17 protein-coding genes and 1 pseudogene are annotated in these 21,113 nt (G+C 44.9%); 8 read left to right on the top strand and 10 right to left on the bottom strand.

Going from position 1 to position 21,113, the window contains the following annotated elements:
- Positions 1–81 precede the first annotated feature (81 nt).
- The 3 genes from RH88_RS04150 to metF all read left to right on the top strand — a co-directional run bounded on the left by RH88_RS04150 (position 82) and on the right by metF (position 4,847).
- Positions 82–1,248, top strand: a complete 1,167-nt coding sequence (locus RH88_RS04150; RefSeq protein WP_005593641.1) for an O-succinylhomoserine (thiol)-lyase — start codon at positions 82–84, stop codon at positions 1,246–1,248.
- Positions 1,249–3,660: a bifunctional aspartate kinase/homoserine dehydrogenase II gene (locus tag RH88_RS04145; protein ID WP_005593640.1), complete on the top strand. Its 2,412-nt coding sequence runs from the start codon at positions 1,249–1,251 to the stop codon at positions 3,658–3,660.
- Positions 3,661–3,956: 296 nt separating this feature from the next.
- Positions 3,957–4,847 (top strand): methylenetetrahydrofolate reductase, encoded by an 891-nt coding sequence (metF, locus tag RH88_RS04140; protein ID WP_005593638.1) that lies wholly within the window; start codon positions 3,957–3,959, stop codon positions 4,845–4,847.
- 122 nt (positions 4,848–4,969) lie between these two features.
- On the opposite strand, the gene zapB is transcribed toward metF, so the two are convergent.
- Entirely contained in the window at positions 4,970–5,212 is a 243-nt protein-coding gene (gene zapB / locus RH88_RS04135) for a cell division protein ZapB (protein ID WP_005593637.1), read from the bottom strand.
- A 313-nt stretch (positions 5,213–5,525) separates the two neighbouring features.
- On the opposite strand from zapB, the gene glpX reads away from it, so the two are divergent.
- Positions 5,526–6,533, top strand: coding sequence for a class II fructose-bisphosphatase (gene glpX, locus RH88_RS04130; RefSeq protein WP_005593634.1), 1,008 nt, complete (start codon positions 5,526–5,528; stop codon positions 6,531–6,533).
- Between the two features lie 72 nt (positions 6,534–6,605).
- On the opposite strand, the gene RH88_RS04125 is transcribed toward glpX, so the two are convergent.
- The 7 genes from RH88_RS04125 to murB all read right to left on the bottom strand — a co-directional run bounded on the left by RH88_RS04125 (position 6,606) and on the right by murB (position 14,154).
- A complete protein-coding gene (locus tag RH88_RS04125; RefSeq protein ID WP_241212157.1) occupies positions 6,606–8,003 on the bottom strand; it encodes a sensor domain-containing diguanylate cyclase in 1,398 nt (465 codons plus the stop codon).
- A gap of 330 nt (positions 8,004–8,333) precedes the next feature.
- Positions 8,334–9,980: a chaperonin GroEL gene (gene groL / locus RH88_RS04120; RefSeq protein ID WP_005593632.1), complete on the bottom strand. Its 1,647-nt coding sequence runs from the start codon at positions 9,978–9,980 to the stop codon at positions 8,334–8,336.
- 53 nt (positions 9,981–10,033) lie between these two features.
- Positions 10,034–10,324, bottom strand: coding sequence for a co-chaperone GroES (locus RH88_RS04115; protein ID WP_005593631.1), 291 nt, complete (start codon positions 10,322–10,324; stop codon positions 10,034–10,036).
- Between the two features lie 162 nt (positions 10,325–10,486).
- Positions 10,487–11,614 (bottom strand): LPS O-antigen chain length determinant protein WzzB, encoded by a 1,128-nt coding sequence (locus RH88_RS04110; protein ID WP_005593630.1) that lies wholly within the window; start codon positions 11,612–11,614, stop codon positions 10,487–10,489.
- 92 nt (positions 11,615–11,706) lie between these two features.
- Complete coding sequence (locus RH88_RS04105; RefSeq protein ID WP_005593629.1) at positions 11,707–12,069, bottom strand: DUF3135 domain-containing protein; 363 nt, start codon at positions 12,067–12,069, stop codon at positions 11,707–11,709.
- 85 nt (positions 12,070–12,154) lie between these two features.
- The gene (gene birA / locus RH88_RS04100; protein WP_005593628.1) at positions 12,155–13,111 is read right to left on the bottom strand and encodes a bifunctional biotin--[acetyl-CoA-carboxylase] ligase/biotin operon repressor BirA; all 957 of its coding nucleotides are present in this window, start codon (positions 13,109–13,111) and stop codon (positions 12,155–12,157) included.
- The gene (gene murB, locus RH88_RS04095; RefSeq protein ID WP_040757838.1) at positions 13,108–14,154 is read right to left on the bottom strand and encodes a UDP-N-acetylmuramate dehydrogenase; all 1,047 of its coding nucleotides are present in this window, start codon (positions 14,152–14,154) and stop codon (positions 13,108–13,110) included. Before murB ends, birA begins: the two co-directional genes overlap by 4 nt.
- A 73-nt stretch (positions 14,155–14,227) precedes the next feature.
- Between murB and RH88_RS04090 the strand changes: the two genes are divergently transcribed.
- From RH88_RS04090 to wecA, 4 genes are all read left to right on the top strand, one after another.
- A complete protein-coding gene (locus RH88_RS04090) occupies positions 14,228–14,683 on the top strand; it encodes a GNAT family N-acetyltransferase (RefSeq protein ID WP_005593626.1) in 456 nt (151 codons plus the stop codon).
- Positions 14,684–14,934: 251 nt separating this feature from the next.
- Positions 14,935–16,275 carry a CDP-diacylglycerol--serine O-phosphatidyltransferase gene (gene pssA / locus RH88_RS04085; RefSeq protein ID WP_005593624.1) on the top strand — a complete coding sequence of 447 codons (1,341 nt, stop codon included), beginning with the start codon at positions 14,935–14,937 and terminating at the stop codon, positions 16,273–16,275.
- Positions 16,276–16,312: 37 nt separating this feature from the next.
- Positions 16,313–16,780, top strand: coding sequence for a hypothetical protein (locus tag RH88_RS04080; protein ID WP_005593622.1), 468 nt, complete (start codon positions 16,313–16,315; stop codon positions 16,778–16,780).
- A 1,207-nt stretch (positions 16,781–17,987) separates the two neighbouring features.
- A complete protein-coding gene (gene wecA, locus RH88_RS04070; RefSeq protein WP_005593620.1) occupies positions 17,988–19,046 on the top strand; it encodes a UDP-N-acetylglucosamine--undecaprenyl-phosphate N-acetylglucosaminephosphotransferase in 1,059 nt (352 codons plus the stop codon).
- Between the two features lie 92 nt (positions 19,047–19,138).
- Here the strand turns inward: wecA and RH88_RS23820 are convergent.
- Positions 19,139–19,276 (bottom strand): annotated as a pseudogene (locus tag RH88_RS23820) (ISAs1 family transposase); the annotation flags it as partial.
- A gap of 219 nt (positions 19,277–19,495) precedes the next feature.
- Positions 19,496–21,025: an IS66 family transposase gene (gene tnpC / locus RH88_RS04065; RefSeq protein WP_005593619.1), complete on the bottom strand. Its 1,530-nt coding sequence runs from the start codon at positions 21,023–21,025 to the stop codon at positions 19,496–19,498.
- Positions 21,026–21,113 lie beyond the last annotated feature (88 nt).

Genomic DNA, 21,113 nt, shown 5'->3' with positions numbered 1-21,113 from the left:
AATAACTCGAGGAAAAAGAGCATTGCCAACTGATCAACCTATTCGTACTGACAAGTTAATATTGTTCGGAAGGAAACACATATGAGCACCCGCAAACCAGCCACTATCGCCGTTCGCACTGGCATTGAGTCCGACACCCAACACCACGCGGTAGTTCCACCGATCTACCTGTCGACCAATTATGGTTTCCCAGCTTTTGGTGATGTCCCTAAGTACGATTATACCCGTTCTGGTAATCCAAATCGCGGTTTATTAGAACAAACTTTGTTCGAGCTTGAATCCGGCAAAGGCGCGGTAGTAACCAACTGTGGTACATCCGCTTTGAATTTGTGGGTGACAACCTTTCTTGGCCCTGATGATCTGATTGTTGCTCCGCACGATTGTTATGGCGGCACTTACCGACTGTTTAATACTCGCGCGCAAAAGGGCGACTTTAAAGTCCTGTTTGTCGACCAGTCCGATCCGCAAGCACTCGCAGAAGCTTTAGCCCAAAAGCCAAAATTATTGCTGATTGAAACACCATCGAACCCATTGGTGCGCGTGGTCGATATTGCTCAAGTGTGCCAGCAAGCTCATCAAGTAGATACCTTGGTTGCCGTCGACAATACCTTTTTGACACCGGTGTACCAAAAGCCTCTCGAACTGGGCGCAGACTTTGTTATCCACTCCACTACCAAATTTATTAATGGCCACTCCGATGTGATCGGCGGCGTGGTGATCACCAAAACCGAGCAACATGCAGAAGATCTTGCATGGTGGGGTAACTGTATTGGCGCAACCGGCACACCTTTTGATAGCTACATGACTCTACGTGGCATACGTACACTCGGTGCACGTATGCGCAGCCATGAAGAAGGCGCAACACAGATTCTCGACTATCTGAAAAAGCACTCGCTGATTGAGCGTATTTATCACCCTAGCTTGCCGGAACATCCTGGTCACGAAATTGCTCTCAAGCAACAATCAGGCTTTGGTTCGATGCTGAGTTTTGAATTTGCAGGCAGTTTTGAGCAGCTCAAAACCTTCGTTGGCGCTTTACAACTCTTCTCACTCGCCGAATCTCTTGGCGGTGTAGAGAGTTTGATTTGTCACCCAGCCTCAATGACTCACCGCGCGATGGGTGAAGCCGCGCTGGCTGAAGCAGGCGTATCACAACAATTATTGCGTTTATCGGTAGGCTTAGAAGACCCACAAGATCTGATTGACGATTTAGAGCAAGCCTTTAACGTGATTCTGGAGGATCATTAAATGAGCGTAGAGCGCCAACTGCATAAATTTGGTGGCAGTAGCTTAGCGGATCCAGAATGCTATCGACGTGTGGTCGATATTCTAAAAGAGTACTCGTCCACAGAAGACTTGGTGGTAGTGTCTGCGGCGGGCAAAACCACCAACCGTCTAATTGAGTTTTTAGAAGGGCTCAATAAAGATGGTCGTTTAGCTCATGAAGCACTGCAAAACCTCAAACAGTTTCAAACCAATCTCATCGATGAGCTGATCACTGATGAAGTAAAGGAGACATTATTAGCTGAGCTTAATGATGAGATCCGCACGTTAGGCGAGTTAACCGCGCCACTAAGTGATGCAGCGCAAGCGGCAGTATTAGGCCATGGTGAAGTGTGGTCATCTCGCCTGCTAGCCGCGCTACTTAACCAACAAAAACTGCCAGCACGCGCCCAAGATGCACGCGCTTTTTTACGCGCGGAAGCGGGCACACAACCGGAAGTGGACCGCGGTGCGTCTTACCCTTTACTTAAAGCAGTATTAGCACAACACGCCCATCATCGTATCGTGATCACTGGCTTTATGGCGCAAGATCATCACGGTGATACCGTATTGCTTGGTCGTAATGGTTCAGACTATTCCGCCACCGTGATTGGGGCATTGGCGCAAGTTTCACGCGTCACCATCTGGAGTGATGTGGCAGGCGTTTATAGCGCTGACCCGCGTCTTATCTCCGATGCTTGTTTATTACCATTACTGCGCCTCGATGAAGCTAGTGAATTAGCTCGCTTAGCGGCGCCAGTGTTGCATAGCCGTACCCTACAACCTGTCGCACAAAGTGCGATGGATTGTCATCTGCGTTGCAGCTATCAGCCAGAATCAGGTTCAACCCGTATTGAGCGTGTACTCGCATCAGGTCGCGGAGCAAAGATTGTCTCTTCGCTTGATGATGTGATGCTGATTCAGCTCAATTTTGCTTCCGGTCATGATTTTGGTCGCCTGCATAAAGAAACCTTAGCCAGTTTAAAGCGTGCTCAGCTCGAACCACTGGCATTTGAGGCGCAAGACGATCAACACAGCCTGTTTTTAGCTTATACCGCTGAAATTGCTGGCGGTGCATTGCGTCATCTGCAAGATGTGGCGACGGAAGCGGAAATCAAACTCAAAGAAGGCTTTTCGATGGTTGCCGCCGTCGGTGCGGGCGTAACCAAAAATGCCAATCACTGCTACGGCTTCTATCAACAACTTAAAAATGCGCCGGTTGAATTTATTTGCGAATCCGCTTCAGGGCTTAGCTTAGTGGCGATACTGCGTAAAACCTCTACCGAAGATTTAGTTCAAGGTATCCATAAACAACTGTTCCAAGCACAAAAACGGGTTGCGATCGCTCTATGTGGTAAAGGCAATATTGGCAGCCGTTGGCTGGATCTGTTTGCTGAACAAAAAACCGAATTAGAAAAACGCCGTGGAATGAGCTTTGAGCTCGTCGCGGTCATTGATAGCCAAACCTACTGGTTTAATCCACAAGGTATCGATGCGGCAAGCGCGAACCAACGCTTTGATGACGAGTCTATCCCTTATCAAGGTGGCGAGTGGATAGCTCAACTTGGTGCGATTCAAGGTTATGATGACGCGGTAGTACTGGATGTCACTGCAAGCCAAGAACTGGCCGAGCGTTATGTTGAGATTGCCGAGCAAGGCATGCACCTGATCTCTGCTAACAAGGTAGCGGGATCGGCTTCTAGCGAGTACTACCATCAAGTGCAAGATGCCTTTGCTAAGATCAATCGCCACTGGCTCTACAATGCAACGGTTGGTGCTGGCTTACCAATCAACCACACTGTGCGTGATTTACGTGAAAGTGGCGATGAAATTGTCGCGCTGTCTGGGATTTTCTCCGGCACTCTCTCTTGGCTATTCCAACAATACGATGGCCAAGTACCATTTGCTGAATTGGTTGACCTCGCGTGGCAACAAGGCCTGACTGAGCCTGACCCGCGCCATGATCTTGATGGTTCGGATGTGATGCGTAAATTGGTGATTCTCGCGCGTGAGTCAGGTCTGTCTCTAGAGCCTGAAGCGGTCAAAGTGGAAAGCCTAGTGCCAGAGGAGCTCGCCGAACTGCCACTGGATGACTTTCTCGATAAAGGCCAATTGCTTAGCGAGCGCTTAGCCGAAAGGTTAGAGAAGGCGCAACGTGAAGATAAGGTATTACGCTACGTCGCGCGTTTAGAAAAAAATGGCAAAGCCACCGTTGGCGTTGAAGCGCTAGCCAAAGAGCATGCTTTGGCTAACCTGCTACCGTGTGACAACATCTTTGCCATAGAAAGTAAATGGTACAAAGACAATCCATTGGTGATTCGAGGCCCTGGTGCTGGGCGAGAAGTAACGGCTGGTGCCATTCAATCGGATTTGAATTTATTGTCTAGCCAACTGTAATCAATATGGCGTCGTAGGCTTTCTCTGGCGCCATCATTTTCTATTCTCGCCCTACGCCTCTGTTAACCTTCTGCTTTTACTGCTTCTTTTTGTCGTCAGCTTTTTATTTCTTAGCACTCGTCAATTCACGTTATCTTTGTTAAGTTGAAGATGTCTAATTGTGAAGTTGAAAAAAATTCATACTCAGTTTGTTGACATTAACTTACATTCAATTCATTCTGTGGACATATAGACGTCTAAACGTCAAAAATGGATTTTATTTAGAGGGTGGCAATGGTAGCCACAGGGAGAGCAAGATGGGATACACGCACGCCAGTCATATCGACGCTTTGAATCAGAATGTCGCTGAACTATCTGACAACATCAATGTGTCCTTTGAGTTTTTTCCACCAAGCAGTGAAAAAATGGAAGAAACCTTGTGGAACTCTGTACACCGTCTTAAAAATCTCAAGCCTAAATTTGTCTCGGTAACCTATGGTGCTAACTCAGGTGAGCGCGACCGTACTCACTCAATCATCAAAGAGATCAAAGCGGAAACAGGCTTAATCGCAGCCCCTCACCTCACTTGTATTGATGCTTCACGCCAAGAGCTTGTCCAAATCGCGGATGATTACTGGGCAAATGGCATTGAAAGTATCGTCGCGCTACGTGGTGATATTCCCCCTGGCGGCGGCGCTCCTGATATGTATGCCTCAGACTTGGTCGAACTGCTGAAATCTCGTCACGACTTTGATATTTCAGTCGCTGCGTTTCCAGAAGTTCACCCAGAAGCCAAAAGTGCCCAAGCTGATCTACTTAACCTCAAGCGTAAAGTCGATGCGGGCGCTAGCCGTGCTATTACTCAGTTCTTCTTCGATGTAGAGAGCTACCTGCGTTTCCGTGATCGCTGTGTTGCGGCGGGTATTGATGTGGAGATTGTACCGGGCATCTTGCCTGTTTCTAACTTCAATCAAGCATCGCGCTTTGCAGCGCAAAACCACGTCAAAGTGCCGGGGTGGATGGCGAAGCAATTTGAAGGTTTGGATGATGACCCTACCACGCGCCAACTGGTTGGTGCCAGCCAAGCGCTTGATATGGTGCGCATCCTAAGCCGTGAAGGCGTAAAAGATTTCCACTTCTACACCTTAAACCGCGCTGAAATGACTTACGCGTTATGCCATACGCTGGGTGTGCGTCCACAAGCTTAATTTGCCTAAGTGAATAAATCGCCCAGATGTAAAAAAGGCAGCCTAGTTAGGCTGCCTTTTTCATTTAAATTCGCTTTGTAACCATTCACGCAGAATGATTTACACAGTCAGTAATCGCGAAATTACTCTACGTCGTCCATTTTACCTAGTAGGTTACGGATACGATCTTGCCATGCTGAATGCTCTTGTTGCATTGCGGCTGCTTTTTGCTCTAGCTCTTCACGGTTAGCGCGTAGTTCACTTGCTTCTGAAGCCAATTGCTCTTTTTCTTCTTTAAGCTCTTCTACTTCCATTTGAAGAAGTGAAATTGTATCTACTGCAGTTTGAATTTTTGCTTCTAGTTGTTCTAGTACTTCAAAAGACATCTTAGCCTACCTTTGTTTGTTCGATTGAGGTGAAGCTCGCTTCACGTATTGCCTTCATTCTACTCAGCACTGGATGGATAAACACGCGCTATATTTGATATTTTGCGTCATTCGCTCAAAGTTTCACCACATATTGACATTTACCTAACGTTAACCGCTCGGCAACGCAATTTCTCCTGCTCTGATACCACTTTACTGTGCTTTATTGATCGAGTTCAATCCCTACACGGCAAAAAAGCAAACGTTTACTATTGGTTGTGATAAAATCGCGCCGAAATTGAATCATCCTTCCTTCTTACTAATTGGAGTCATCATGAAACGCGATTTAGCAATGGCATTTTCTCGAGTCACTGAAGGGGCAGCTTTAGCTGGCTACAAATGGCTAGGCCGTGGCGATAAAAACGCAGCCGACGGCGCAGCTGTTGAGGTAATGCGTACCCTACTCAATAAAACTGAGATCAGCGGTGAAATTGTGATTGGTGAAGGCGAAATTGATGATGCACCAATGCTGTACATTGGTGAGCAAGTTGGCGTGGGCGGCGATGCGGTTGATATCGCGGTTGACCCAATTGAAGGTACTCGCATGACAGCAATGGGCCAGTCAAACGCACTAGCGGTACTGGCTGCAGGCGAAAAAGGCAGCTTCCTTAAAGCGCCTGATATGTACATGGAAAAATTGGTGGTTGGCCCTGGCGCGAAAGGTTGTATTGACCTAAACAAACCACTTAAAGAAAACCTTGAGAATATTGCCAAAGCACTGAATAAGCCACTTGATACCCTTGTGGTAACAACACTAGCAAAACCTCGCCACGATGCTGTTATTGCAGAAATGCAAACGATGGGTGTACGCGTATTCGCAGTGCCAGATGGCGATGTAGCAGCGTCAATCCTCACCTGTATGCCAGATAGCGAAGTGAATGTGATGTACTGTATTGGTGGCGCACCAGAGGGCGTAGTTTCTGCGGCGGTTATTCGCGCGCTTGATGGTGATATGAATGGCCGCTTACTGGCTCGTCATGATGTAAAAGGTGATAGCGAAGAAAACCGCATCTACGGCGCAGCTGAGCTTGCTCGCTGTAAAGAGATGGGCGTTGAAGCAGGCATCGTGCTGAAGATGGAAGATATGGCGCGTAGCGACAATGTTATTTTCTCGGCAACCGGCATCACCAAAGGCGATTTGCTTGAAGGCATTTCACGCCAAGGCAACATCGCAACCACGGAAACACTGCTGATTCGTGGCCGTTGCCGTACCATTCGTCGTATAAAATCAACGCACTATCTAGAGCGTAAAGATCCTGAAGTACGCGATATTATTCTGTAATCACTACACGGATTAGAAACTAAAAAGGATGGCTTTTGCCATCCTTTTCTATTTATAACGGCAGTAAGCGTGTTAACAGCCTACGCCCACTAGCACTCGGTTTTTCCCTGCGACTTTCGCTTGGTATAAGAGCGCATCCGCTTGGCGAATCCCTTTCTCTTGCCACAACCACTCAAGGCTTTCGATACTGTCACGAGCATAAATCACAGCCCCACCTGTCGCCGTGACGGAAACATATTTGCTATCAGACAAACAAATTGCCGTACTGATTTCACGCTGGACCCGCTCAACCACCGATTGTATCTGCTCGTGGGATTCACCCGTAATCGCAATCACGAACTCTTCTCCACCAAAGCGCGCAATAAGATCGGACTGCCTTAAACTAGTACTGAGCAAGGCAGCAATAGCACAGATTACTTCATCCCCAGCATCGTGTCCTAAGCTGTCATTGATTGCTTTGAAATCATCAATATCAAATACCGCGAGCGCGATAAAGTCTTGTAGCTCGACATCTTTCAGGTAGAACTCAAAACCACGGCGATTGAGCATGTTGGTCATCGGATCGCACATTGCTAGCGATCGTAAACGTGTTTGCGTTGAGCGAGTATCACGGAACCAAATTAAGCAAAGACACAGCATATATCCCCAAAATAGGCCGACAAACTGTTTTTGCTCCGCTTGGAAGAGCAACTTCAAGTGTGTTCGCTTCGATTCTTTGACGGTGAGATAAAGACCAGTTTCTTGATTATTCACCATGACGGGATTGGAACAAGTAAAATCGAACGCTTTGGGATTATTTTCCATTTGCTTGGGCGTTAGCCGATAGCTGGAATATCGGTCTGCGACTAAATCATCTAGATAGCTATCGATGGCTAATACCCCTCTAAATTCGCCATCAACATATATCGCGCGTGTAAGCGTGATCACTCGTCGTCCGGTCATATAATCTTGATAATCACCGGTATACACCACTTTATCATCCTGCAAGTGCTGCATAGTGTTAACCCAATACGGACGCGTGCTAATAACAGCATCAAAGGCATCCCCTTCGATCGATTCAGCAAATGCTTTCGGGGTCGAGATGATAAATTTATCCTTTGATATAAAGTAGATAGCTGAAATATGGCTAATCGTTTTACTGAAATAAGCCATTGAGGGAGCAACAAACATGCGCTTATAAGCCAATGCATACAGCTCTGAGTTGGTATCGCACATTTCCGCAGGGCCAGAAAACATAAAGTCATAATCTTGCCCTTGGTGAGATTGACCACCAAAGTTGCAAGTGATGCCATTTAACTGGATGGTGTGCGGTAGAACATATCGTTCGTTCTGCAACGGATATAACGCCGTAATGCTGTACTCTAATGCGTTGATTACTTGGGTCGTATCTTCCAATAATCGCTCAACGCGTTGTTGTTCATTACCGTATCTTTCTCTGACTTCATCTTCTGAATCTAATACCAGAAACATAAATATCAGCAAAAATAGTGTTGTGATCCCTACAAGCTGTCGTTTAATCCCTAATTCACCGGACGCATTCACTTATTTATCACTCAGTATCACTGAACTGGAATATCATTTTATAACTCATTGTTTAAATTGAGTTACTGCTATTTAAGGCCAAATACAGCCTCAATTACGTGCTACAAGCACTAAAAAAAGCCGAAGCAATTGCTTCGGCTTTTTTTATCAATCTGCACTGAAATAGTCACTTTCAGTTGAAGGCGTGGAGTGTATGCGTATCTCCGACCACCTTCAACCGTTTTATCAAAGTCACTATCAAGTAGTGAGAAGCGATGATCACATCATGCCGCCCATACCACCCATGCCGCCCATACCACCCATATCAGGCATACCAGCGCTTTCTTTTTGTGGTAGGTCAGTCACCATTGCTTCAGTCGTGATCATTAGACCCGCAACCGATGCTGCGAACTGAAGCGCTGAACGAGTTACTTTAGTTGGGTCTAGGATACCCATTTCGATCATGTCGCCGTACTCACCCGTTGCTGCGTTGTAACCGTAGTTACCTTCTCCAGCACGAACGTTGTTAGCAACCACTGACTCTTCATCACCAGCGTTCTTAGTGATTTGACGAATTGGAGCTTCCATTGCACGTAGAGCAACACGAATACCGACATTTTGCTCTTCGTTGTCACCTTCAAGGCCAGCTACTTTTGATGCTGCGCGGATCAGAGCCACACCACCACCAGCAACCACACCTTCTTCAACCGCTGCGCGAGTTGCGTGTAGTGCATCTTCTACGCGGTCTTTCTTCTCTTTCATTTCAACTTCAGTTGCTGCGCCAACTTTGATTACCGCAACACCACCAGCTAATTTCGCTACGCGCTCTTGCAGTTTTTCTTTGTCGTAGTCTGAAGTTGCATCTTCAATCTGTTGACGAATTTGCGTCACGCGACCTTGGATCATCGCTTCTTCACCTGCACCATCGATGATGGTGGTATTTTCTTTAGTGATCGCAATGCGCTTCGCTTGACCTAGGTCTTCTAGCGTTACTTTCTCAAGATCTAGACCGATCTCTTCTGAAATCACCGTGCCGCCAGTTAGGATAGCGATATCTTGTAGCATGGCTTTACGACGGTCACCAAAACCAGGCGCTTTAACAGCAGCAACTTTCACGATGCCACGCATGTTGTTCACCACTAGCGTCGCTAGTGCTTCGCCTTCTACATCTTCTGCAATAATAAGCAGTGGACGAGAAGCTTTTGCTACTGCTTCTAGTGTTGGTAGCAGTTCGCGAATGTTTGAAATTTTCTTATCAACCAATAGGATGAATGGGCTTTCTAGATCCACTGAACCCGCTTCTTGGTTGTTGATGAAGTAAGGTGACAGGTAACCACGGTCAAACTGCATACCTTCTACCACATCAAGCTCATCTTGCAGTGCTTGGCCTTCTTCAACCGTGATAACGCCATCACGACCTACTTTTTCCATTGCTTCTGCAATGATGTTGCCGACGGTTGAGTCTGAGTTTGCTGAGATTGTACCCACTTGAGCAATCGCTTTAGTGTCATTACATTCAACAGAAAGCTCTTTAAGCTGCTCGACTGCTGCGACAACCGCTTTATCGATACCGCGCTTAAGATCCATTGGGTTCATGCCCGCAGCAACAGCTTTTAGGCCTTCAGCGATGATTGCTTGTGCAAGTACGGTTGCGGTAGTCGTACCGTCGCCTGCCGCGTCATTCGCTTTAGAAGCCACTTCTTTCACCATTTGTGCGCCCATGTTTTGGAATTTATCTTCCAATTCAATTTCACGCGCTACAGATACACCATCTTTAGTGATTACTGGTGAGCCAAATGATTTATCGAGAACTACGTTACGGCCTTTAGGGCCCAAAGTTACTTTTACTGCGTCAGCTAGGATGTTCACACCCTCTAGCATTTTTACGCGTGCATCATTACCAAATTTAACATCTTTAGCAGCCATCTTTTATTCCTTCTCTATTCTGTGTTGTTTATCGTTCTTGAATCAGAGCTAAATTACTCAACGATTGCCATGATGTCATTTTCAGACATGATAAGAACTTCTTTACCGTCGATTTTCTCAGTTTTGGTGCCGTAGCCCTCTGCGAAAATAACCGTATCACCAACTTTAACGTCCAAAGGTAGAACAGTGCCATTTTCTAGGATGCGGCCTTTGCCAACAGCTAGAACAACACCGCGAGTCGATTTTTCCGCAGCAGAACCGGTAAGCACAATGCCACCCGCTGACTTAGATTCAACTTCTTGGCGCTCTACGATAACTCGATCATGTAATGGACGAATGTTCATCGGTCGTCTCTCCTGAAAATTTCGATGTGATTTGATAATTGCTTTAAAACAAAGATTAAAGCCTCGTGATTACGATATATGGGCAGTAGTGACAATCCCAAGGGGAGTGAGGAGATATTTTTGTGAGGAAGGCAACAAAAAAGGCTCCGAAGAGCCTTTTGATTATTTTTCTGTTTCATCTTCACGGCGGAAGGCGAAACGAATCAGAACAATCGCAACACCGAGCATGCCACCCAGCATAGTGCCTAGTACCACAATCAGAGCTCGTTTTGGTTTATCTCGCGTGATTGGCTCTTGTACGCCCTCAATAAAACGAACTGGTTCAAACTTAATATTACTATCAACCACCAGACCATCTAACATTTTCAGTTTAGCGTCAATTTGTTGTAATCTTGGTTCGATTACACTCAAATTTTTCACTGACTCTAAAGACTCTACTTTTGCAGCTAAAGCTTTTGAACCCAAATCGATAGCGAAAATTTCTTGGTTATTGTTCGTCTGAACCGGTTTATCAACCCCTGCAGCCTTAGCAATCACCAACGCATATTTTGTGCGTTCAATTTCAACACTCAAACGATTTAACGCTTGGTCAGTTAACATTCGTTTCTGTTGCGCGAGTTCATTACGCTTTGATTCAACGATAGCTTGCAGATTACTCAAAGCGTCTTTTCGAGTCTTAGCTCCTATCAGCTCTGAATAATGTTTTAGTAATGCATAACTACTTGACTGTGACGTGGATTGAAAGCTTAAATCATAAAATAAGTCTTTTTTCTTAGCGCTTATCTTACTAAACCATGCTTGATATTGAGCTCCTTCAGCTTTGCTATCATTCTGTTCTCCCTCTGAATTCGCCTTTTTAAACATTTGAAATTCAATACTAGTTTCAAGGAACTGACGTTTATTTTGGTTTGAATTGAATGCATCAATATATTGCTGAAGTAAAGAATTTGGCGATATAAGCGAGTTTAACTCCTGGCTCACCAAAACCGTTCCGTCCTCTTGATATACATCAAAAATCGGTTGGTACTGTTTCACTTGCTTTTGGTATGCGGAGAATTCTTGAATTTGAGGAGCGGCAATAATTGCTTTTGAAGACCACCACTGCTGCGAATTTAAAGCATAGAATATCGCACCAACGGCAAAAACAATTGTCGTGACTACAATAATCAATTTACCCTGCCATAACGCTTTAAACAGCTCACGCAAGTCAATCTCATCACTTTGATAGTTAGCGCTTACTGGAGGATAATTTAAATGCTGGGGATGTTGCGGTTTAGCTGTGTTACTCACTATGATTCCTTTCCCAAATTTAGGTTCAAAAATTTGCGAAAGGATACCACATTTCCCTAATTACAAAGCTACTTTTCGGAAAGTGAACATCTCTAATTCGGGGGGGGTCTACTGATTGAGATCACATTTAGCATATCTTGATTAGCGGCATTCTTTGCTTCTTCATACTCGCTATTGCCTTGCAGTATTGTTTGAAATTTCACAACCTGCTTTTGCAATTCTTGACTCAGTACAACATTTACATGATGCGGGTTCTTACAATGCCCTACTAGCCTATCAATGTGGCTCTGCTGCGCTTGCAATCGTGGCTGCATATCCAAAGAAGAGGAATCGATCAGCTCTTGGCACTTTTCTCGTTTAAGTTGTTCAAAAGCCGCTTCATCTTCTTGAACCAGTTTGACCAAATCGTCAAACGAGGGTAGTTGTTGGACAGATCTTTTTGCCGAAGAATACATAACACACTCACATCAACTTACTCACTATATTGAGCCTAGTTCATAAGTACTGGGTTTGTGACGATTCCTTGTCTCACATTTGAGACTACATTCCTCTTAGCGAAATTTCACCACCAATATAGGTTTCTAATCCACTGTTAGTTCGAATGAGTACCGCACCTTGCTCATTGATACCACAAGAAATACCGCTCACCTCTCGCGCTCCCATGATCAAACGCACCTCACGGCCAAGGTAATTATCAAGCCGATTCCAGCGCTCTACAAATCCTTGCATTCCGTGTATCTCATATTCTGATAAGGCGGTTTGAAGAGTATTAATCAGCGTCGTAGCCAGTTGATTACGATCGATAGCCGACTCTGTAACATCAGACAAACACGACCAGGGTTGAGTAATTCCTTGTGTGCTTGCGGCCATTTTTAGATTCATGCCCATACCAATAACAAGATGGGCAGCAGCCCCTGCTTGGCCTGACATTTCAACTAAAATTCCCGCTAATTTTTTGTCGTAAAAATAGAGATCGTTGGGCCATTTCAGTTTGATCCCTTCAATTCCGATCTTTTCTAAAGCTTCAACAATGGCAACACCAACCACTAAACTGAGCCCCATCGCCCCCGCCATACCGGCCTCTAAACGCCAATACATCGAAAGATAAAGATTACAACCAAATGGCGAAACCCATTCTCGACCTCTGCGACCGCGCCCTTGACTTTGATACTCCGCAATACAAACCGAACCGGATTGCAGTAAACCAATTCTATCCATCAGATATTGGTTCGTAGAGCCAATTACCGGAATCAGTTCCACCGGAACATCCACACTGTTTTGCAGTTGTTGTTGATTCAACAATTGCATTGAATCTGCCAGCTTGTAGCCTTTGCCTTGAACGCTAAAGATATCAACTCCCCAAGCCTGAATACCTTTGATATGTTTGCTCACTGCGGCGCGAGAGATCTCAAGCTGATCACCGAGCTCTTCACCAGAGTGAAAATGCCCATCACTCAACATATCAAGAATGGCTAATTTAACTGCGTGCTCCTTCACTTCAATCCACCTCGCAATGTCTGTAAGTTTGTTTCATGTGTAGCCCCCATAAAACGCACCTCGTGCTCAAGCTCGATGCCGTATTTATTCCACACGGTTTGACGTACATGATCAGCCAAATTAATCACATCTTGCGCAGTGGCATTCCCTTTATTAACCAGAACGAGTGCCTGATTAGCGTGGACTTGGGCACCGCCAAGAGTAAAACCTTTTAAATCACAGCGATCAATTAACCACCCCGCCGCGAGTTTCATTCCATCTTCTACTTCATAAGCAACGATTGCAGGATACTTTTCTAGCAAGCATTGATACTGTTGTTTTGATATCACCGGATTTTTAAAGAAACTTCCGGCATTACCCGTGACACTTGGATCTGGCAGCTTATCCATTCGAACCTGACAAACCGTTTCAAATATTTCTTTCGCTGAAACGCTGGTTACTTCGAACTGACTCAACGGACCATAGGCGATTTGTGGTGTCCAATCTTTGTCCAACTTGAAACCAACCGCGACAATAATCGCTTTTCCATACAAAGCGTGTTTAAAAATCGAGTCACGATAACCAAAGAGACACTCGTGCGCACTCAAACGCTTGACCTCAGAGCTCTCTAAATCAAGTACATCAACATATTCACATACATCTTTAAGCTCCCGGCCATAAGCACCAATGTTTTGAATCGGAGCCGAGCCAACACAGCCTGGAATTAATGCAAGGTTCTCTAATCCCAAATAACCTTGCTCAACACTCCACTTGACGAAGTTAGGCCAATCTTCACCACCTGCCACATGCAGATGCCAGCACTCAGTACTCTCGGTTACTCTTATTCCAAATAATCGATTCAATATCACCAAGCCTTGAAAGGGTTCGGTAAATAGCATATTACTGCCCTTACCCAACATCAACTTAGGCAACGCTTGCCATTGATGACTAGTATAACAGTGTTGAATATCTTCAATCGATGATGCTTCGACGAGCACGTCACAAGACTGCTCAATTGAAAACGTATGGTAAGAGCGCAAGCTAGCATTAGTTTGTATTTGCATGGGATTTGATTGCATCAAGCAAGTTAAGTCATTTACACTGCCACCATTCTACATAGATATGAGTGGATAGAGAATGCACGATCTGCGAATCGAAATGCTTGACCCGATAAAATTGCCACTAGTCTCGCGTTTATATAAAGCCCACTATCCGTCTGGCAAAGCTAAAAAGAATGAAGCAACCATCGTCGGTTATCAAAACAACCAACTGGTTTGTGTGGTACGTTTTCGCCCTATCGAGCAATATCAGCTACTCACTGGAATGCTAGTAATACCAGAGCAGCGTGCTCACGGTTTTGGCCATCAATTATTGAACTACTGCCAGCAAACTGTTTGTAATAGCCGAACCTTCTGCTTCGCTTACCCACATTTAGAAGAGTTTTATCAACAACATGGATTTATAACTCTGCGAGAGGAACAGCTACCCAATGGTTTAAGTCAGTTATTTACGCGCTACATTAGTAGTGGAAAAGCGTTGATTCCAATGCACTACCGCATCCCCAAAACCACATCCCCAAATGACGTCATTTAAATAGAGCAAAGAACTCAATTAAAAACTCACCACACTGGAAGTAATCACAGGTGATGACACTACATGACAACCTTTGAATTGGTCCCAGTGACAAGCTTCTGAATTCTCTATTTTTAAACAGGTTTGATTAAGTTGTTTTTTATGAAATTTGCGCCATTTCTGGTAATAGGCGGCTGAGGTTTGCTAATATCCGTCTTCTGCTTAGTTTTGGCTGACGCTTTTGTTGCCATTTTTGAGGTTAATCATTCCATATGATCGCTAACAGGTATTCTTTGCAACATCTACCTACTCTTGCGCAAAATCCCGCTGATTTCGACGTGTTGTACTCTGCTGTAGATTTTCGCACACGTTTAATTCAGGAAATTCGCCAAGCGACAAAACGCATCTACTTGGTCGCATTGTATCTTGAAGACGATGAAGCTGGCCGTGAAATCTTGACCGAGCTTTATCACGCTAAACAAAGAAACCCAGGCTTAGACATCAATGTCTGTGTCGATTGGCACCGAGCACAACGCGGCTTGATTGGCGCAGCAGCGACACAAACCAATGCGGGTATGTATCAAGCCTTTTCTGAACAATACGAACACAAAGTGCCCGTCTATGGTGTTCCGGTTCGCGGCAAAGAAGTATTTGGTGTACTTCACCTTAAAGGTTTCATTGTTGACGATACCGTGATCTACAGTGGAGCCAGTTTAAATAATATCTATCTTAACTACCAAGATCGTTACCGCTTTGACCGCTACCATGTAATGACCAACCCGGAACTGGCAAACAGCATGGTGCAATTTATACAACAAGAGATCATTGCCCACCCAGCAGTTTACAATCTTGCTTGTCCGGCGAAACCTGAAACCAAAGAGATTAAAACCAGCATTCGCCAACTGCGAGCATCTCTCGCCAAAGCAGCCTACAAATTTGAACACCAAACTCCAACAAGTGAGCAAGTGGCGGTAACCCCGCTGGTCGGTGTGGGTAAAAAACGTAACAAGCTTAACCAGAGCATTAATAATCTACTGGCTTTAGCTCAAGATGAAATCTTCATTTGTACGCCTTACTTTAATTTCCCTCGCAGCATCGCGAAACAGATTCGCAGAGCCATCAAACGTGGAGTTAAAGTGACCATCATCGTTGGTGATAAAACAGCGAACGATTTCTATATTTCACCGGAACAAGAGTTCAAAACCATCGGTGGCTTACCCTACCTGTATGAACGTAACCTACGTCAATTTGCTAAAGCAAATGAAGCACATATTGCTAGCCGTCAGCTATCGATTCATCTATGGAAGCACGATGCCAACAGCTTCCACCTAAAAGGTATTTGGGTCGACAAACGTTACATGTTGCTTACGGGTAACAATCTTAACCCTCGCGCATGGAAACTCGACCTAGAAAACGCGATTTTGGTACAAGATGACTTCCATCATCTGACGGAAAAGTTTGAACATGAAGTAGAGAATATTCTTCAACATACTCAATTGATTTGTACCTACAAACAATTAGAGAAACTAGAAGACTACCCAGTAGTAGTGCAAAAATTAATGCGTAAGATCACTCGAGTCAAAGTTGATCGTGTACTGAAGCAGATTTTGTAAGGTTTTAAGGACAAAGTTAGTCAAATAAGCCAGCGCATTGCTGCCCCTATTCGCGGTCGCGCAATTTAATACGCCGATCAGCATCAACGAGTATGCGGGCACGAATGAAGATGCCTTCAATGCCCTGCATTATACCCGTGTGCTTGCCGAGATTGCGGGGATCATTTATCTGCGTAGCGGACGCTGGCATGTCAAGAAAGCCACGCAAAAGCAATATCAATCGGACAGACTTCACGCTTTCTTCAAGCCTATGCTCGACGCGGCCGCCACCCAATACAATTGGGATTATTTGGACGCATGGGATCAAGCACCTAATCTGCGCATCTTTTGGCTATATATGCTGTGGCGATTACAACATCACGGCAGTGTCGAACAATTGGTTGGTGAGATGATGCGAGCTTTTCCGGTTCTCCTTTTGGGGCTCGATGCTGATCACTCCCTTCTTCTATCTGAACAACTGAGTCATTTACGGAAAGTGCGCTCTATTGAGCGGTTTTTACAGTAGGGCTTTTTCGCGAGTGACGGACCACCGCGTGGTGACAATCCAACCGCGGCTGACACAGGTTTTTGAGTTTCACATTGAGAGAGCAATATAACGAATGCATTGCCACACCATAAGCCGAAAAGCCCAAAGCTTGTAGTGCCTTAGGGCAATTTTCACTCAACCCGAAAACCCTAAAAAAATAAGAGACTTGCAGAGATGGGCGTTTTGCCCTGAGATACCATCGTGGCGATTGAGGAGCGTTTGAGACAGTTTGCACCGCAGTGCGCCTCACTCACAAAAGAGCTTATCTAGTTAGGGCATGAAAAATAGGCCAAAAAGGAACCATGAACAACTTAGAGTATAAACCAAGCGTTTGTCTCGGTCCTATAGTTAAGAATCGCTCCCGAGTAGAGCATCTAAAACAACGGTTCCCATTAAATCGCAAAATTAGCCTGTTTATTGCAAACACCCCGTCTATTTTGACGGCGAAGACAGTAGAAAATAGATAGGGGCTTCGACTTCAGCTTTAGCGACGGATATTAAACAAATATTCAGCCTTTATCGCTGCCATGAAAAAACAACCTAAAACCTCGACTCAATACAATATAAAGGATCTGCCTATTTCTCGTTCAAAGTCACGTTTACTCAAGCAAGTTCATTATGATTATCATCCATTGACGCTATCGTTGATTGAACTCGACACGTTTACATTACGCACTGGTGATGCCTTGTCGCTTTTGTCTGATGAACAACTCGTGATTTTGTTGCGCGAACCCTACACGTTTCGCCCTCTCCTAACCCAGAACGCTATTGGTTATTGCAGCCGCCCCCCACGTTCGATGTTCTAAAGCTTAACCCCAATGCGTCAAAACACGCTATTTCCCTTTGTATTCATGACGATCCGCAAGCTGCGATTGCAACCTTATTGTTTGTGCGCCCAGATTCGCCCCGCATTCTTCTCTCATCACGTTTGTCAAAGATCGAGAAGGACATGACCAACGCTATGCGATAAACTCAACAAAGCTTGAATCCTTAGGTTGGCAGCAAACCCAATACTTTATTGAAAAATCAAGGCATTGATAAAAAAGGTAGATATAAATAAGATAACTCAATTACATAATTCTGAGATTTTTCTACTTTACATCTGATGGCTCTTTATTCAAGGCAAGCTTTCTTCTAAGATATGCGCTGCTCATCATAAACATACTGTCATTACAGGCTTAATATTGTGTTCATCCCCTTTATCGACTTAGCGTTTCTATTCTTTTTTTCTTTAACCTCCCTATTTTTACTGCGTAAGATGGCGAAAAAAATTGGTTTGGTCGATAAACCTAACGAACGTAAATTCCATAATGGTTCGATCCCCCTTGTCGGAGGTATCTCCATTTGCATATCCCTGCTGTATTTTTTATTTAACAATCAAAACATAATCCCTAATGTTCACCTATATGCTGGATGCATTCTTATTTTGGTCTTTTTGGGTGCGCTAGACGATAAATTTGATATCAGTTTTAAGCTTCGCTTTGCTGTGCAAGCAGGGTTATCAGTTGCAATGATGACGTTAGGCAATATTGAACTGCATACCATTGGCAACGTATTTGGCGGTGGAGATGTGAACCTAGGATGGCTTGGGTATGTGGTGACCATTTTTGCCGTGGTAGGCGCCATCAACGCGTTTAACATGGTCGATGGTATTGATGGCTTGTTAGGTGGGTTATCGGTTGTGACGTTTGGTGGGCTCGGGATAATGTTGGCTTACGATGGCCAAGTTAATATTGCTTACCTTTGTATCGTGCTCGTCATCGTCATCGTGCCTTACATTCTGCTTAACTTAGGCGCATTTGGCCGCAAACGAAAAATATTCATGGGTGATGCCGGCAGTATGTTGATCGGTTTTACTGTAATTTGGTTCTTACTTCTTTCGAGCCAAAATGGCACCAATCCCCCACTAAGACCAGTAACCGCACTATGGCTTATCGCGGTACCATTGATGGACATGGCAGCAATTATGATCCGCCGAGTACGCCGTGGTGACTCTCCATTTAAACCAGACCGCGAGCATTTGCACCATATTTTCCAACGTTTAGGCTTAAGCTCAACTCAAACGTTGATAGCCATTTGTACAATCGCGTCACTGTACGCAGGCATTGGCATTTATGCGGAAATGATAAGCGTACCGGAATATATTATGTTTTATGCCTTCATGGGATGTTTTACTGTTTACCTTGCAGTCTTGAGTAACATTTGGAAGATCACTTCTGCATTACGAAAGTGGCGCAGCCAATAGTTGTTATTTTATTTCCGCTATTATTGAATAGCGATGAATGGGAAGCTGTTTGAGCTTGCGTGGTACTCACGGACATAGCATGAATATCCCTGTCATTCAAGGGCTCCAAGAACCTTGCTTAAGTAGTCTACATCCATCGCACACTTCATTCGTTTGCGTTGAATACCCCCCATAAAGCTTGTTTCTTGCTTTAACAAGTTCAAACATGCGTGTCTGCTCCTTGAAAAGGCTCACCTATTGGGAAAGAACAACACAAAGTAAAACTGTCTCAATCTCGTCTCAGCACCGAGATAATAACCCATCTAAATTATTGTTTTAGTTACAAAAAGAGAGTCATGAAGGATCTTTTTTTTACCGAAAGACTATTGGGAAAACACTCAAAAACCTGAGTTCGAATGATGCATTTTTTCACCATTTTCAACGTAAGCGTCTAATTAAGCAGTGAGGCCTTATTCAGCCTCATCGATTTCCAGCGCCCACGGCATAAGATCGGTCAGATCATCTTGTGGCGATCGCATCGGCAGCACTTTGAATAAGTGCACGAAGTAGTAATATGGATTGATGTTATTTGCACGACACGTCATCACCAAGCTATACAAGTTAGCACTCGCGGTCGCACCTTCAACCGACGTTGAGAACATCCAATTTTTCCGACCTGTTGTAAATGGACGGATATCTCGCTCTGTCACATTGTTATCAATGCTTATGTCACCATCTTCTAGATAAGTGAGCAACTTAGGCCATTGGTTAATCGTATAATTAATGGCTAGGCCGATTTGACTTTTCGGCAATACTTTTCCTTGGCTTTCCAGCAACCACTCATGGAACTTATCTAAGATGGGTTTCGATTTTCGTTGTCGTAGATGTTGCCTCTCAACAGCGCTCAAGCCTTTAGCTTCCTGTTCAATGCCATACAACTTCGCGATAAAGCTGATGGCTTTCTCGATACGGCCTGATTTCTTCTTCGGTTGCGCTTTTTGTGCATCCGTAAATTTTCGTCTTACGTGTGCTAAGCACCCCGCTTGGCTGACATTATCGAGGCCGTTATAAGCTTGATAACCATCGGTGAGTAGGTAACCCGAGTAGTCACCAAGGAAGTCTTTAACACATTGTCCTGCACGACTTGGTTGATAGTCGTAAATGACCACGGGGTGTTTGGCGAACTCGCCGCTACGATAGACCCACATATAAGATTTGCTTTGTGCTGAGCGTTCTTGCTCTCGCAACACTTGAACGGTCGTTTCATCCGCGCAGATGAGTTTTTCATTCAGTAAATGAGCTTTCATTGCTTCAACGATAACGGTCACTTTACTGCCCAGTTGAACACACCAGTTTGCAAGCGTGCCTCGGCTTAACTCGATATCTGAGCGCTTTAAGATTTCAACCTGGCGATACAGCGGCAAGGCGTCAACATATTTGGCCGTGACTACCGCAGCGAATGCTTCAGGGCGGCCGATGCTTTTCGGGATCATGTTGGCAGGTCGAGGGGCGGTGACGATTTTGCTGCTGGTTTGTGTCTTTTCACACTGACGGCAGGCGTATTTCGTGCGCTCATGGCGCACGACGCTGACCTTTTGAGGGATGATTTTTAGCTCTTCCGAGACTTCAGTACCGCATTGATGTAGAGGTTCATTGCAGCATTCGCAGTAAGGGGCATTGAGTGTGTGCTGATGAACTTCACGATCCAGCTCTGCTGGTAATGGTTTTCGGCCTTTCTTGTGATGCTTTGGAGAGGCTTTAGGTAAGGCATTTTGCTGCTCTGCTTCGTTAAACGTACCTCTCGGTTCTTTTTCACTTTTGGCGGAGAAGCGCTTTGATTTACTTAGGTTGAGCTGTTCAATGAGCAGCTGCATTTTATTCTCTAACTCAACCACTTCTTCTGCTTGGGTATCAACTGTTTTTTTCAGTTCACAGTTCTCTTCCTGAAGCTTGAGTAGCATCGCTTTGAGTTGTTCTACATTATCAGGAAGTTCAGCCATTGTTAGGGTTCTTAATTCATCATTTGCATCCAGTCTGACAGTGAAAAAGGATCGTTCAAGCCCAATGAGGTGATCAGTATCCTAGCTT

Source organism: Vibrio scophthalmi LMG 19158 (genome assembly GCF_000222585.1).
Classification (GTDB): domain Bacteria; phylum Pseudomonadota; class Gammaproteobacteria; order Enterobacterales; family Vibrionaceae; genus Vibrio; species Vibrio scophthalmi.
This window is presented reverse-complemented; position numbering and strand designations above follow the sequence as displayed.